Annotated in this window: 12 protein-coding genes; 5 read left to right on the forward strand and 7 right to left on the reverse strand. The window is 42.8% G+C overall.

Annotated features, from left to right (window positions below; genetic code table 11):
- Window positions 1-3 precede the first annotated feature (3 nt).
- The 6 genes from FFF34_008050 to FFF34_008075 form a co-directional block, all read right to left on the reverse strand.
- On the reverse strand, window positions 4-849 hold the full coding sequence (locus FFF34_008050) for a metallophosphoesterase (protein ID TSD67333.1): 846 nt from the start codon (window positions 847-849) through the stop codon (window positions 4-6).
- Between the two features lie 57 nt (window positions 850-906).
- Window positions 907-1,728 carry a glycerophosphodiester phosphodiesterase family protein gene (locus FFF34_008055; GenBank protein TSD67334.1) on the reverse strand — a complete coding sequence of 274 codons (822 nt, stop codon included), beginning with the start codon at window positions 1,726-1,728 and terminating at the stop codon, window positions 907-909.
- A 2-nt stretch (window positions 1,729-1,730) separates the two neighbouring features.
- The gene (locus FFF34_008060; protein TSD67335.1) at window positions 1,731-2,822 is read right to left on the reverse strand and encodes a phosphoglyceromutase; all 1,092 of its coding nucleotides are present in this window, start codon (window positions 2,820-2,822) and stop codon (window positions 1,731-1,733) included.
- A gap of 61 nt (window positions 2,823-2,883) precedes the next feature.
- Window positions 2,884-4,461, reverse strand: coding sequence for a SusD/RagB family nutrient-binding outer membrane lipoprotein (locus tag FFF34_008065; GenBank protein TSD67336.1), 1,578 nt, complete (start codon window positions 4,459-4,461; stop codon window positions 2,884-2,886).
- Between the two features lie 21 nt (window positions 4,462-4,482).
- A complete protein-coding gene (locus FFF34_008070) occupies window positions 4,483-7,761 on the reverse strand; it encodes a SusC/RagA family TonB-linked outer membrane protein (GenBank protein ID TSD67337.1) in 3,279 nt (1,092 codons plus the stop codon).
- Window positions 7,762-7,951: 190 nt separating this feature from the next.
- Entirely contained in the window at window positions 7,952-8,533 is a 582-nt protein-coding gene (locus FFF34_008075; GenBank protein ID TSD67338.1) for an HDIG domain-containing protein, read from the reverse strand.
- A 155-nt stretch (window positions 8,534-8,688) separates the two neighbouring features.
- On the opposite strand from FFF34_008075, the gene FFF34_008080 reads away from it, so the two are divergent.
- From FFF34_008080 to FFF34_008095, 4 genes are all read left to right on the forward strand, one after another.
- Window positions 8,689-9,267 carry a helix-turn-helix transcriptional regulator gene (locus FFF34_008080; protein TSD67339.1) on the forward strand — a complete coding sequence of 193 codons (579 nt, stop codon included), beginning with the start codon at window positions 8,689-8,691 and terminating at the stop codon, window positions 9,265-9,267.
- 80 nt (window positions 9,268-9,347) lie between these two features.
- Window positions 9,348-10,031: an HAD-IA family hydrolase gene (locus FFF34_008085; protein TSD67340.1), complete on the forward strand. Its 684-nt coding sequence runs from the start codon at window positions 9,348-9,350 to the stop codon at window positions 10,029-10,031.
- Window positions 10,032-10,037: 6 nt separating this feature from the next.
- Entirely contained in the window at window positions 10,038-11,348 is a 1,311-nt protein-coding gene (locus FFF34_008090; protein ID TSD67341.1) for a hypothetical protein, read from the forward strand.
- A complete protein-coding gene (locus FFF34_008095; protein TSD67342.1) occupies window positions 11,345-12,472 on the forward strand; it encodes a TIGR03364 family FAD-dependent oxidoreductase in 1,128 nt (375 codons plus the stop codon). The genes FFF34_008090 and FFF34_008095 overlap by 4 nt, the downstream gene beginning before the upstream one ends.
- A 55-nt stretch (window positions 12,473-12,527) precedes the next feature.
- On the opposite strand, the gene FFF34_008100 is transcribed toward FFF34_008095, so the two are convergent.
- On the reverse strand, window positions 12,528-13,781 hold the full coding sequence (locus tag FFF34_008100; protein TSD67343.1) for an alkaline phosphatase family protein: 1,254 nt from the start codon (window positions 13,779-13,781) through the stop codon (window positions 12,528-12,530).
- A 242-nt stretch (window positions 13,782-14,023) separates the two neighbouring features.
- Between FFF34_008100 and FFF34_008105 the strand changes: the two genes are divergently transcribed.
- A complete protein-coding gene (locus FFF34_008105) occupies window positions 14,024-14,614 on the forward strand; it encodes a sigma-70 family RNA polymerase sigma factor (GenBank protein ID TSD67344.1) in 591 nt (196 codons plus the stop codon).
- Window positions 14,615-14,642 lie beyond the last annotated feature (28 nt).

Here is a 14,642-nt window from a genome sequence, read left to right on the forward strand (position 1 = left end):
AAATTATAATTTGTTTGAATTTATTTTTGGATTTTGGCTGGCATTTACCTGGTAAGTAAATATCTCGTCCTGCTCGTTCACCTCAACTATGCGGTAACCCCTATAATCGGTACCCCAATCGCCGCCAATATGCGAGTCAAAAAAGTGCGGCAGCTTATCGGTATAGCGTACGCCATCCAACAAATGATCGTGCCCATGAAACACGGCCTTAACATTTGGGTAACTATGCAAGAGTTTTACAGTTTCGGGGCAATCTAAAAAGCCTTCTTCCTTTAGCCACTTTATTGGCGGTATATGCAACACCACAAACACTATCCTTTTATCACTAAACTTGTCCAGCGATGCCTTAATAAAACTATTATCGGGGCAAACATAGTCGCCGTTAGTATCGGCAGTGTTCGCTAATACAAAGGCAATGTCGCCGTGCTCAATGGTATAACGGTCTTCATAGCCAAATACGCTTTTCCAAAGAGCGGCGTCGGCAAAATCGTGGTTGCCGGGTATGGTTTGATAAGGCGCTTTCAACTTATCTAAATACTGAGTTTTCAGCTCGGGCAGCAAGCGCGGGCGGTTATGCACCAAATCGCCGTTGATAATGATCATATCCAGGTGATTGGTGGCATGGTCGTCATTCAGCCATTTTATCAGGTTGGCGGTATGCTCTTCAAAACCTGTGCCCGGCTGGCCGTAATGTATATCAGACGCCAGCGCAAAGCGCAGTTTTGGCTTTGCAGCATTATTGGTTTTATATTGATTATTAATAACTGCAAAACTATTAACAGCGGGCAGCAGCATTACACCGGTTAAAGTGGTTAAACCCGTGCCTATAAATTTTCTGCGTGAACTCATATAACAGGAATTTTGGTAGATGTAATTTACTAATATATAAGCACAAGGCAAACAAGTTTACCTTAATCCTTTCGACTTTAAATAGGACACCAACGCTTTAGGATGATCGGTTTGCAAGCCCTGCAAGCCGGCTGCTAAGGCCTTATCCCAATCGGCAGGGCCCTCGCCCCTGCTTTGTATATCCGGCCAAACAGGCAGCTTTATTTCGCAGGCATAAGCTACCATTTCGGTGGTGTATTGTTTGTAGCTACCATCCAAAACATCGGGCTGGTATTGCTTAACAAAACTTTGCATTTGTGGCACACTTTTAACACTATCGGGCAGGCTAAGCATTAACGGCATTAGTGGTGCCGCTTTGCGCCAGCCTGTGAATTGGCCTGTACTATTTATATAAACCAATACTTGCTTTTCCATACCGTAACTCTTTATCATTTGGTAGGCTAAGGCAGGGTCTGCCTCTTTAAAATCAAGGTATATGTTCATCTTATTTTTGCATAGCGCCAATATCTGTTTAAAAGTAGGGATGCGGTATACCCTTGTATCGGTAGTATCGCTGCTTTTTACTTTTAAGCTTTGCAGCTGGGCAAAGGTCATATCCTTAATTAAGCCTTTACCGTCTGTCATGCGGTTTACGGTGGCATCGTGCATACTTACCAATTCGCCATCGCTGGTGGTGCGCAGGTCTATCTCTACATAGTCGCACTCGTTGCCTATAGCTGCATTGTACGCTTCAAGGGTGTTCTCGGGGTAAATTACATGATCACCCCTGTGCGCGGCAATAATAAATTGATGCCTGGATACCGGAACAGGGTTAGGCTTATATACGCCCAACCCTGTTAAAAAAAGTATTAACGGCAATATTAAAAAGCGAATACTCATAACTATTGAATAACTGTTTTTATAGCGTCGCCCACTTCGTGGCCTGCATTGGCTTTAAAATCAAAGCCAAGCAATTGCGCCATGGTTTGTGCCAATTGTTTGTGATAAGTTATAGTTGGTGTATTAACCTCGCCGGTTGGTGCGGTGTCGGGGCCAATAACCGCAAACCAGGTTTGTTCAGATCCTGCTACGTCGGCACCATGGTCGCGCCATTTATCCATAGGCACATTGCCGCGTCCATGGTCGCAAGTGATCAGTAAAGTGGTTTTATCTTTATAGAATGGGTCGCTTTGTATCATATCCCATAAGGCTTTAATATAACCGTCTTCCTGGCGGGCACGCTCAAGGTAAAATTTGTAATTACCGGCATGTGCCATGTCATCAGTCTCGTCAAAAGCCATGTACATTACCCGTGGTTTATATTGCTTTAAATACTCTTTGGTGTATTCGTAAGTAATAAAATCTAAACGGGTGCTGTCGCCCAGGTAATGGGGCACATTATGCTGCAACTCGTTCAGGTATTTTAAACGGGCGTTAGCGTCGGTATTTTTAAGGTCGGCATAGCCGGAATAAACAGGCAGGCCCGAACGGTTAACATTTAAAATTTGCGGAAAGCGCTCCCACGACGAAAACGCGATAACCTTACCTTCAAAACCTTTTTGTTTGTTAATGTATTCCAACACATTCATGTTAGGGTTGGTTATAGCATCGTTTGTGTTCATCCTTACATCCGGAAAACCGGTAAATATCTCGTTATAACCCGGGTACGAAAAGCGGTATTGGTTAGCCAACTCATCTTTATTACCTAAATCGCGGTTACCATAAATTTGCCCCTGGGTACTTACTACCGACCATAAGAACGGAAACAGTACCTTACGGCGTTGCTGCGGAGTGGCCGCTAAATATTGTTTGGCGATGTCTTCTTTATCGCTGGTGTATTTTGAGTTAACCAAAGCCGAATCGGCACCGCGGAAAACTTCCTGCCAGCGCATACCATCAAGCGTTACTACTACCAGGTTTTTTGTTTGGTGGGTTTGGGCATTGGCCTGTATAACCGATGCTGCAAAAAGGGCCGCAAAAAATAGTTTCTTCATAAATATTTGTTTAAAAAAGTATGGCCGTTATTGCTAACGGCCATACATGGTTTAGTTTGTTTTATTTAAGTATCCACATCACACCGTTGATGTCGTCGTTGCCACCAAATTGGGCTTGCAACGCCTTATTGTAGTTGTCGCTATTTGCGTTTCTTTCCGGATCAGGGTATTGGAAACGGAATGCTATACGGCCACCATTACCTGTACCTGTACCGGTTGTAAAGTTGGGGATGCCGGTACGGCGGTAAGTGTAATACGACTCTAAACCTGAATGCCTGAATAAGGCAAGGTATTTTTGTTGTAAAATATGGGTTAAACCAGTTGCGCCTGCTGTATAAATAACACTTGGCTGAGCATAATAAGTAGCAAAGTTGGTGTTAATAGTATACGTATCGTAGTTTGACAAAGCCTGAACGTTTGTTGAACCCGGGCGGTAAAAATAAGCAGTAAAGCTACCAGTAGCCGGTATACCGTACGATGCCATAGATGCTTTTATACCATTGGTATAAAACGTTTCGGCACTACCTGTGGCCCAGCCGCGGTTAATACCTTCGGCAATGTTAAACATCAGTTCGGCATAACCTAATATAATAGTTGGCTCACCTGTGAAGGTTGAGAAGTAGAACTTACGGTTGATGAATGAATATTTTTGCAAACCTGCATTATTATACATTATACCTAAATCTAAACCCGGGTCGGCACCTACGAATGATGCAAAATCTGTAGCGCTTTGCTTTTTGTTGTCTACAAGGTCGCGAGCCGGCTCGGCAGTAACAAACACACGCGGATCTTTTAAAGATGTAAGCAAACCAACATAGGTTGATGACATGTTTTTACGCGATCCGTTTTGACCAAAGTTATTTGGGTTTGAAGGATAATAGTTGTTAGGCGTAACATACACATATTGCAAATTATCTGCTGAGCTTTCAAACACCGGGTATTTAGTAGGGTTACCTACTATAGCTGCAAATTGGCTGGTTACTTTTAAATCAGCGTCTGATGCTTTTTTGCTTAGCTCTACAAGTAAACGCAAGTGTAAGGCATTTACCGCCTTGCGCCACTTTGCAAGGTCGTTATTGTAATAAATATCGCCGGCCAACGTTGCATCGCCTTTGGTAATTAAAGCAGCCAGATCTGTATTGGCGTCTTCTAACCAGGTTAATGATTGCTGCATTACCGCCTTTTGGGTATCATAAGCAGGCTCCAAATTGTCAATGCCTTTTAAAGCCTGGCTCATTGGTATATCGCCCATCTCTAATGTCATTTGGCTAAAGAAATATGCACGGAAGAATTTACCTAAAGCGCTATAAGGGTTTACTGCTGCCGCACCACCTTTTACAGCCTGGTCTTCCATAGCTAAAACGTTTTTAAGGGTGGTGTAATAATCGTCGCCGCTACCAAAATCGTACCTGTTATTTCCGTAATAATCGTAGTTATATAGGAAATACTGGCTATAAATCTCTTTTGAGCCGTCAGGCTGATCTACCAATTTGTTAAGCACACCGTTAAATAGTAATGATGCGGGTACACTATTGGGTTTGTTGGTATTTAAGCTAAGCTCTTCGAAGCTTTTTTTACAACTGGTTACCGTTAGTAGCATGGCTACCGGTAATATATAGGTGATAAATATCTTTTTCATGATGATACTGCTTATCAGTTTTTAGAATGATACATTTAAGTTAAGGCCGTAGCTGCGAATCGTTGGCGATTGCAAACCTGTTGAACGGGCAGCATAGTTGTATTGGTCAAGGTCAACATCTTTAAAGCGTTTATCCTTGTAGAAATACAATAAGTTACGACCGTAAACAGAAACTGAAGCTTTTTGAATGAATGTTTTACGCAGGAATGTTTTTGGGAAATCAAACCCTAATGTTACCTCGCGTAATTTGGTGTAGGTTTTGCTCATTAAGTTTGCTTCATCGGCATTGTAGTATTTACTTGCGTAATCTTGTACAAAAGCAGTTTGTGTGTTGTTTTTGTATTGCAGATCGCTGTAGTTTAATACCGCACCTGTTTTAGAATCGTAGTTAATAGCTGTACCGTTAGATATAGTTACACCTTCGCCAACATATGATCCGTTGTACCCGGCTTTACCAAAGTTTAACCAATCCTGGTAGCGCGCTGCACCCAATGCACCTTCGGCAGTTTCGGCATTAGCACCACCACGCATAGTTTTGTTGTGCATATAGTCTACAATTACACCACCTACCGATCCATCAAACTGTACGCCTAAGCTTAATTTCTTGTATTGGAATTTGTTATAAACACTCCAGGTATAGTTGGCGCTTTCGTTACCTAAAAACTGCGCAACCGGGTTAATCAGTGGTTTACCCGCAGCATCGTTTATAATTTTGCCATCAGGTGTGCGTACAAATGCACTACCGTATAACTTATCGGTACGGTCACCTGCTTTAAAGAAGGTAGCATAGGTATCCTGGCCCGGAGGCAATTCTTTATACACCTCTTTGTAAGTAGCAATGTTTAATAATACATTCCAGCTAAAGCCGCTAAGGTCTTTCACAGGGGTGCCTTGTAACGATCCTTCGTAACCTGTTTTCTTGGTTTTTAAAGCGTTAATGTACTCAACAGTATAACCGGTAGAAGTTGATATGGCATTTGGCAATATCCTCGGTCCATCAATATACTGGAAAGCTGTAGCACTTAAGCCTAAACGATTTTGTAAGAATTTGATATCAAAACCTTCTTCGTAGTTTACACGGGTTGATGTTTTAATACCGTTTTGGTATAAATAATCGGTAGCGTAACCTGCAGTTTGGCTATTGTATGGTTTACTTGTAGAGTAAGAAGTATTTAACGAGTAATCCGGGCCATTATATGGCGACAGGTAAGTGTTACCATAACCAAGCGGGTTGTTATATAACGATGCACCAGTACCACCACCGTATACTGTTATTGAACTAAACGGAGCGGGGCCAATAGTTGTGGCAGTAGCATCCGAACGGATGTTAGAGAATGAACCCCTTGCTTTTAAGAAAGAGATGGTTTCAGGTAATTTAATGTAATCAGATATTACAGTAGCTACCGATAAACTTGGATAATAATAAGTGGTTGGCACCTGGAAAGCCGATGATTTATCTATACGGCCTGTGCTTGATATAGTAGCATATTTACCAAATGAAGCATCTAACGAGTAGTAAGCACTTAATACGCGCATACCAGAGTTAAAGCTGGTTGCCTGTACAGGGTTTTTTGAGTTACTGAAGGCATACACCTCCGGAACGTTCAAATAATCTGTTGAAGCCCAGCTTGAGTTATAGGTAAGGTTACGCATGTTGCCACCTATTAAACCAGATAGGTTAAGGAATTTTTTAACAGTGTAATCATAGTTCAACATCAACTCGGTGTTGTGGTCAAACAGGTCACGTCTGTCTTCGCGATAATCTCCCTCGTTACCTTCACGACCGTATGGGTGAGCCGAGAACGGCATTTTTTCGGTACGTAAAATGTTATAAGTATCAATTTGCGAACGTAAAGTTGCGTTTAAGTGATTATTGATCTTGTAGTTACCAGATAAATAACCGTAAACATCATTTTTGTAATGGCCACGGGTCCATTTTTCAACCATTAACCATGGGTTATGGTAACGGGTGTACTCGGCAAATACCGATTGTATCCCTTCCTGACCCGGTTTCCAGATAGCTTTAATATCAGGCGCGTTAACATCCCAGTCGGCACCTGTCCAAACAGCAATGTTGTATATTAAACTGTTAGGACCATATTGCACGTCAGGAAAGTTATCGGTAGTCTGACGGTTAAAGTTTAAGTTACCTTCAAATTTCCAACGTGGATTAGGGCTAAATGAAGCGTACATGTTAGCATTAGCTATATCCAGGTACTGATTGGGTATATAGCTGTTTTGGTGTTGTTGCGAAGCCGAAAAGCGAACGGTATAGTTATCGCCGTTTGCAGTTAAAGCAACGTTGTTGTTGGTTTGATAACCTGTACGTAAAAAGTTTTTAAGGTTGTTTGCACCACGGGCAACATAAGGTGTACCCTGACGAACGCCGTTAATAACCGGGCTATCGTATTGTGGTATCAACTGGCCGTTAAAGAACGGGCCCCATACGTCATAATCCGAATCGACACCACCCGGTGCGCCACCTTTACCATCAACAAACTCGTAAAAAGTATTCTCGCCACCACCGTATGATTTTTGTGTGCGTGGGAAAGCTAAGAAACCTGCGTTAACAACCGTACTGCTGTTAAGATCAATAGTTAAGCCTTTTTTTGCTTTGTTGCCTTTTTTGGTAGTAATTAAAATAGCACCGTATGATGCGCGGTTACCGTATAACGCCGCTGCAGCAGGGCCTTTTAACACGGTATAAGTTTCTATATCATCAGGGCTGATGTTATAGGTATCGGTGTTAATAGGGAAACCATCCACAACATATAATGATATGCTGTTACCACGTATGCTTACGTTAGGTGTTCCTAATAACTCCGCCGATGGACCTACTGATAAACCGGCCACTTTACCAACTAAACCTGTTATAGGGTTAGGGTCGCGTGCCAGGGTCAGATCCTCGCCGTTAACGGTAGATACTGCATAACCAACGCGGCGGGTTTCTTTTTTAACACCAAGGGCGGTTACAACCACCTCATTAAGTGTTTTGCTATCGCCTTTAAGGTTAACCACCATTGATGTTCCGTTGCCTACAACTGCTTCCTGATCGGCAAAGCCAATAAAACGGAAAACCAATACCTGGCCAGGGCTTGCATTAATAATAAAGCGCCCGTAAACATCTGTTGTAGTACCCTGGGTGGTACCTTTCAACATTACACTTACACCTGGTAAGGGTTGTTTGGTCTCATCATTTACAGTTCCTGTAATTTTTGTTTGGGCAAACAAAAAGATGGGCGATAGGCAGCACATTATAATAAATGTGAGCCGTTTTAAATTAGGGTAAATTTGTTTCATCTGCTTTTAAAAATCTAATTGTGAAAGTTGATTTTATTCAGCAGCAATAGTAAAGTTTGTTTATTATTTATAAACTAAGTTTAGGTTATGTAAACTTTAAACCTTTGTGTACTTAGTATTAAGCGGTAAGTTAAAGGGTAATAATAAAACCATGCTGTAGTTAAACTAATTTAACATTGCCACATAACAGCTATAGGTTACGGCGCAAATGCGCAACGGCCATAGCCTTTAAATGCGCTACATTGTTAACAGGGATATTTTGCAGCTTAGCCTCATCGTCCCAATAACGAAAACGGATGATCAGATCTTTATCCGGGTTAGCCTCAAAAGCGGCAGCTTCATCGGCACTCATCACCCCACCCTGAAAGCCTAAGGTTACTCTGCTGGCCGGTGACAATTTCTCGTAATAATCCGGATGTTTAAAGGTAAGGTAGCGTTTGGCAACCACATGGCTTTGTACCAACGTAGCTACCCTTGCCGAAAAACCCATATCCAATAAATAGTCTGCACCCAATTTTTCGTGGTCAACATTTCCCATACCATCCATGCTGCCTACTTCGGCACCGGCGGCGCACAGGTGTCCAATATCATGAAAAAAGGCGGCTAATATTACCTCGTCATCATAGCCCTCGGCTTCGGCAAGTGCGGCGGCCTGTGCCATATGCTCCAGCTGCGATACCGGCTCGCCAATATAATCTTCATCGCCATGTTGTTCGTATAAACCAAAAACTTCGTCGGCAATTTCTTCGGGGGTATGTACAGGTAAAGGCATAGCTATAAATCGTTACTCCAAATTAAACGTTCCAATATTATCATAAAATTAAATTTACATCATATAATTTACAACTACGTTAAACTTGGTTAAATGCCTTGCCGGGCTTAAAATTATTCTCTACTTTTCCGGCGTTCAACCAATATATACTTTAGATGGAAGATGATGTACTGATACAGATCAGTAACCGAATAAAAGACCGCCGGCGCGAAAAAAACATCACCGTACAAGAACTTGCCTCAAGGGCTAACGTGAGCAAAGGGCTTATTTCGCAGATAGAAAACAGCCGCACCATACCATCGCTTATTGTACTTATAGATATTATCAGGGCGCTTGAAATTGATATGAACGTATTCTTTAAAGATATACAATCAGGCGGCAGCAATTTCCCGCTCATCATTCGCCGCCAGGCCGAGTACCATCACTTTGAAAAAGAACATGCCGAAGGTTTTCATTACCAGCGCATTTTTACGCAGTCGATAAAAAAATCGACGGTTGATATTGTGATACTTGAACTGGAGCCAGATGCGCACCGGCCACAGGTACAAACCGAAGCTTTTGAATACAAATATATATTAGCCGGAAGCGTTGACTACCAATTTGGCGAACAGGTGTATACGTTAAATCAGGGGGACTCAATGCTGTTTGATGGGCGTATACCGCACACGCCAAAAAACAATGGTAAAACAAAGGCAAGTATGCTGGTAATATATTTCTTTGAGAAAAATGAGTGAATGTTAAACTAATCTTAACCTAAATTTAGTTTATTATTAATAAACAAAGTTTAATATTGCTAAACATAAATCTAATTAAAATGCCTATTAAACTTATTGTTTTTGATATGGCCGGCACAACGGTCAAAGACGAAGATGAGGTAACTAATACCTTTAAAGCTGCCTTAGAAAAATATGGCTATAATGTACCTACCGAGATGGTGAACCCGCTTATGGGGTATGAAAAAAAGGTAGCCATTACCAAAATGCTGCACTTAAAAGAGACCGACAGCAGCAAAATAACCCCTGAATTGATAAGCAATATACATAAGGAATTTATTAGCCTTATGGTAAAACATTACCAGCAAACCCCTGCCCTGGTTGCTTTGCCACATGCCGAAGAAACTATGCTTGCACTGCGCAACGCCGGTATTAAAATAGGCATTAACACAGGTTTTTCGCGCGTAATAGCCGATACCATTGTAGACTGTATGCAATGGCGCCAAAAAGGTATATTTGATTACCTGATAGGATCTGACGAGGTAGAGCATGGCCGCCCCGACCCTACCATGATAAACCGCATGATGGCCGAAGCAGGTATTACCGACCCGCAGGAAGTAGCCAAAGTTGGCGATACCGAGGTTGACGTGCGCGAAGGACAAAATGCAGGCTGTAAATATGTAATTGCGGTCACCACCGGTGCCTTTACCCGCGCCGAACTGGAGCCCTATAAGCCAACGCATATTATTGATGATATAGCCGAGGTATTAAGCATTATTAACTAATGTGCCATGCAACTCACCCATAAACTAAAGGCAAGCGTAGCCAAATGGCCCTATGCGGTTATTTCTACCATGGCAGGTATAGCTGCATTTGGTGCCTATACCTCAATGTATGCATTCCGCAAGGCATTTACGGCGGGTACCTTTGCCGGTGACCAGTACTGGCATGTAGATTATAAGGTTTGGCTTGTTATAGCCCAGATAATGGGTTATATGCTAAGCAAATTCTATGGCATCCGCTTTATATCCGAAATTAAGGGAACAAAGCGCGGCCTAACCATTATTATGCTGGTGGGTATATCATGGCTGGCTTTGCTGGGTTTTGCATTTGTGCCTGCGCCTTACAATATTGTATTTCTGTTTATAAACGGCTTTCCGCTTGGCTTAATATGGGGCTTGGTATTTGGTTATTTAGAGGGCCGCCGATCTACAGAATTTATGGCGGCAGTGCTGTCTATCAGCTTTATATTTGGTTCGGGTTTTGTAAAAACGGTTGGCCAAACCCTTATACAGGTATACCATGTAAGCGAATATAACATGCCCTTTTTAACAGGGGCGCTGTTTATATTGCCGCTAATCTTGTTCGTTTTCTTTTTAGAGCTGATGCCACCGCAAACGCTCGAAGATAAATTATTACGTACCGAACGCAGCCCCATGAACGGTACCGAACGCAAACAGTTCCTCACCCGCTTTTTGCCGGGTATTATATTAACCCTAATTATTTACGTTTTGCTAACTGTAATGCGCGACATCAGGGATAATTTTAATGTAGAGATATGGAACAGCCTGGGTATTAAAGACAGGGGCATTTACACCCGCATAGATACACGTATATCTATTATTGTATTAGTAGCCATGAGCTTGCTGATACTGGTAAAACGGAATGTACTTGCATTTAGCCTCATCCATATCATGATAATTGCCGGTTGCCTGATGGTAGGCGGGGGAACGGTGCTATTCTCGTTAAAACTTATTGACCCCATTACCTGGATGACGCTGGCCGGCCTTGGCCTTTACCTGGGTTATGTACCTTACAACGCCATATTTTTTGAGCGGATGATAGCCACCTTTCATTACAAAAGCAACGTTGGCTTTTTAATATACGTAGCCGATTCTGTTGGCTATTTGGGCAGTGTGGGCGTATTGCTGATAAAAGAACTTGGCCGCCCCAATATAAGCTGGGCCGATTTTTTTAAAGAAGGTGTAATAGTAGTTGCCGTTGTTGGCGGCATTTGCTGCACCTTATCGTTATTTTACTTTTTACAAGCTGCACGCAAAAAACCAGTTAGCGAAGCAGAGCTAAAACTTTCTGTTATATGAGCAAATCAGCCATTGTAATTGGCGCGGGTATTGTTGGCCTGGCCACCGCACGCGCCCTTGCTTTAAGGGGATTTAAAGTAACCGTATTTGAACGCAACGAACGTGCCGTAGGCGCATCTATACGCAATTTTGGCATGGTTTGGCCCATTGGGCAACCTACAGGGCCATTGTTTGAACGCGCCATGTTATCGCGCAGTATATGGAAACAAACCTGCGCAGAAGCGGGCATCTGGCACGACGAGGTAGGATCTATGCACCTGGCCTATCATGATGATGAGCTACACGTAATGGAGCAATACGCCGATATTAACCGTAGTCTGCGTGATTGTGACTTACTTACACCGCAACAAGCCTTACAAAAGTCGCCGGCTGTAAATCCCGATGGTTTGAAGGGCGCTTTGTGGAGCGGTACCGAAATGATAGTAGAGGCCCGTGCGGCCATCGCTTTAGTGGCACAACACTTAGCCGAAAAGCACGGTGTAGAATTTCACTGGAATACAGCTATCAGCAAGGTTGAAGGAACAAGGGTTACATCGGGCAGCCGCACCTGGCAGGCCGACGAGGTATTTATTTGCAGCGGCGTTGAATTTGAAACCCTTTACCCCGAACTATTTGCATCTCTGGATATTACAAAATGTAAGCTGCAAATGCTGCGCATGGTGGCACAGCCGGGTAACTGGCGTATTGGCCCATCGCTTTGCGGCAGCTTAAGTATGATACATTACCCTGGCTTCCAGGCGGCACCGTCATTGCCAGCATTACGCAAGCGCTACGAGCATGAATACGCAGAACACTTAAAATGGGGTATACATGTAATGGTATCGCAAAACCCAACAGGCGAGCTTACCGTAGGCGACTCGCACGAATACGGCCTGGTACACGACCCATTCGATAAAGACTTTATTAACCAAATGATATTAAAATACCTGCAAACATTTACACGCTTAAAAAATGAGCAGGTGATACAAACGTGGCATGGTATCTACTCAAAAATGACCAAAGGCCAAACCGAAGTAGTGGTAGAAGCCGAACCCGGGGTTACCATCATCAACGGACTTGGTGGCAACGGTATGACGCTATCCTTCGGCCTATGTGAGCAAACTATAGCCGCAAAGTTTGATTAATGAGTTCAATAGATTTGACAACTTTTAAAAGTTGTCAAATCTAAATTTCCCTTTATTATTTCTTGGTTTCGGGTACTATCCAGCGGTTAACGGTGTTGTATTTACCCTCTATACTTATCTTGTAAAACTGCGATGGCATTTCTTTTACCGATACCAAAGCATGCTCTTTATCAGCAGGCACTTCGGCCAATAGCTGATAAGTATCAGGCTTGCCCTCTTTAACATTATTGGTAGCAGCTACCCATATTTTTAGGGTTTCGCCTTTGTTCAATGCTTTCCAGCTTATGTCTAAATTACCTTGTATAAGGTTGGCTTTAGGTTCGGCAACCGATACAAGGCCGGTGAGCGGGGTACCATCTATTTCACGCGCCTGTGCGGCAGGTATGCTAACATTCATAAACCGGGCTATAGTAGGCATAATATCTACAATACCGGGGTAATAGTATTTCTCGTAAGTGTTCAGACCCTTGGCGTTGGTCACCATCCAGGTAGATCGTTGCCTGGTGCTTTGGCCGCCGTGCCCTCTACCGTCTTTCTCACTGCGGCCGTGGTCTGTAGTGATAAATATCATCCACTCTTCATTAAACTTCTTCTGGCGATATTGTATAGCTTCCCATATTTTGCCAACCTGTTTGTCCATCATTTCAATAGCGGTATAGTATTGGGGGCTATCGCCATAACGGTGGCCCATATCATCGGTATATTCTAAATACACCCAGGTAAGGTCGGGCGCATTTGCTTTTATACCTTCGGCAGCCTTGGCAATCACCTGCTCATCAATACGGTGCATATAGGCGCTTTCGCGGTCGTGTTTAAAATTGATGGTGTCCAACTCATATCCGTCGGCATGGTAATCTACATGCAGGCGGTTGGTTTGCGCCAGGCTATCGCCTACCAGCTTTGTACGATTATCTAACCAACTGGAGTAAACTGCTATCTTTTTATTAGGATATTGGTTTTTAAATAGCCTAAAAATGGTTGGGTAATTGTAATTAGGGGCAGCTATATCGTTATCCCATACGTTATGCTTATTTACCCATGTACCGGTAAGCAGGCTGTTGTACCCTACTGCCGATATGGTTGGCGTTTGTGAATAGCCGTCCTTTTCGCCGCCTACGTGGGCACGCAGGTAAGCGCCCTGAGCCGCTATAGCATTAAGGTTTGGGGTTGGCACTTTCTCTATCACGTCGGCGGGTATGCCATCGGCAATAATAAATAGCGCCTTTTTAACTTTGGTTTGCGCAATGGTAACAGTAGCGGTAAATAGCAAGCCCAGCAATAGGGCGTTTACTTTAGTAAGGTTTGGCATTTGTTAATTTTGATTTTTTGCAAAACTATAAGGCATAAAGGTAACTAAGGTTAAGCTATTATTAACTTTTTTGCTGTTAAACGTTATGGTTTACTCTTATTTACTTACATTATAAAACATTAATAATCAGGCAATTTAAATTGTGTAATATTAACACAAAGTGATATTTTTTTAACATTTGAGCAATAATAGCTTGCAGCGAAAATATTTTTTCCATTACTTAGTGTTACCAAACACTACCTATGTTTAGCCCGGTTTTACCATGTGAACGGGAGTTGCTCTTGCGGGTAGCTTCCGGAGACGAACATTCTTTTAGCGATCTTTTTAATGCCTACCATCAGCATTTGGGTATGCATATCTATCGTATTACCGAATCTGCCGAGTTGGCCGAAGAGGTGGTGCAGGATATTTTTTTAAAGATATGGCTTAACCGCGAAACGCTTACAGCGGTACAAAACTTTAAAGCTTATCTGTTTGTCATTTCAAAAAACCATGCCCTAAACTGCCTGCGTAAACTGGCTAAAGAGCGCATGCACCAAATAACCGTAGAAGACAACATACTGGCCCTGCAACCCGCAACTGACGGGAATGACAGCCCCGACTACTACACCCTGCTCGATGAAGCCATTGACCACCTGCCGCCACAACAGCAAAAGGTTTACCTGCTAAGCCGCCACAACCGATTGAAGTACGACGAGATAGCTACACAGATGGGCCTATCGCGCGAAACTGTTAAAAAATACTTACAGGGCGCCACCCACTCCATAACCAATTTTGTACAAGCTAATATTGATGTTACGCTGCTGCTATTAATGCTTTTTACACTTTTTTAAAAAAATTAAAAAGCCTATACCCCCTTTT

The sequence above is a fragment of the Inquilinus sp. KBS0705 genome (assembly GCA_005938025.2).
In the GTDB taxonomy this organism is placed as follows: Bacteria; Bacteroidota; Bacteroidia; order Sphingobacteriales; family Sphingobacteriaceae; genus Mucilaginibacter.

What these genes read in the sequence shown, in the direction of transcription:
- FFF34_008055 (TSD67334.1), bottom strand. Translation starts at nt 1,728, where the DNA reads ATGAGTATTCGCTTTTTAATATTGCCGTTAATACTTTTTTTAACAGGG.
- FFF34_008105 (TSD67344.1), top strand. Translation starts at nt 14,024, where the DNA reads ATGTTTAGCCCGGTTTTACCATGTGAACGGGAGTTGCTCTTGCGGGTA.
- FFF34_008100 (TSD67343.1), bottom strand. Translation starts at nt 13,781, where the DNA reads ATGCCAAACCTTACTAAAGTAAACGCCCTATTGCTGGGCTTGCTATTT.
- FFF34_008050 (TSD67333.1), bottom strand. Translation starts at nt 849, where the DNA reads ATGAGTTCACGCAGAAAATTTATAGGCACGGGTTTAACCACTTTAACC.
- FFF34_008095 (TSD67342.1), top strand. Translation starts at nt 11,345, where the DNA reads ATGAGCAAATCAGCCATTGTAATTGGCGCGGGTATTGTTGGCCTGGCC.
- FFF34_008070 (TSD67337.1), bottom strand. Translation starts at nt 7,761, where the DNA reads ATGAAACAAATTTACCCTAATTTAAAACGGCTCACATTTATTATAATG.
- FFF34_008065 (TSD67336.1), bottom strand. Translation starts at nt 4,461, where the DNA reads ATGAAAAAGATATTTATCACCTATATATTACCGGTAGCCATGCTACTA.
- FFF34_008075 (TSD67338.1), bottom strand. Translation starts at nt 8,533, where the DNA reads ATGCCTTTACCTGTACATACCCCCGAAGAAATTGCCGACGAAGTTTTT.
- FFF34_008060 (TSD67335.1), bottom strand. Translation starts at nt 2,822, where the DNA reads ATGAAGAAACTATTTTTTGCGGCCCTTTTTGCAGCATCGGTTATACAG.
- FFF34_008090 (TSD67341.1), top strand. Translation starts at nt 10,038, where the DNA reads ATGCAACTCACCCATAAACTAAAGGCAAGCGTAGCCAAATGGCCCTAT.
- FFF34_008085 (TSD67340.1), top strand. Translation starts at nt 9,348, where the DNA reads ATGCCTATTAAACTTATTGTTTTTGATATGGCCGGCACAACGGTCAAA.
- FFF34_008080 (TSD67339.1), top strand. Translation starts at nt 8,689, where the DNA reads ATGGAAGATGATGTACTGATACAGATCAGTAACCGAATAAAAGACCGC.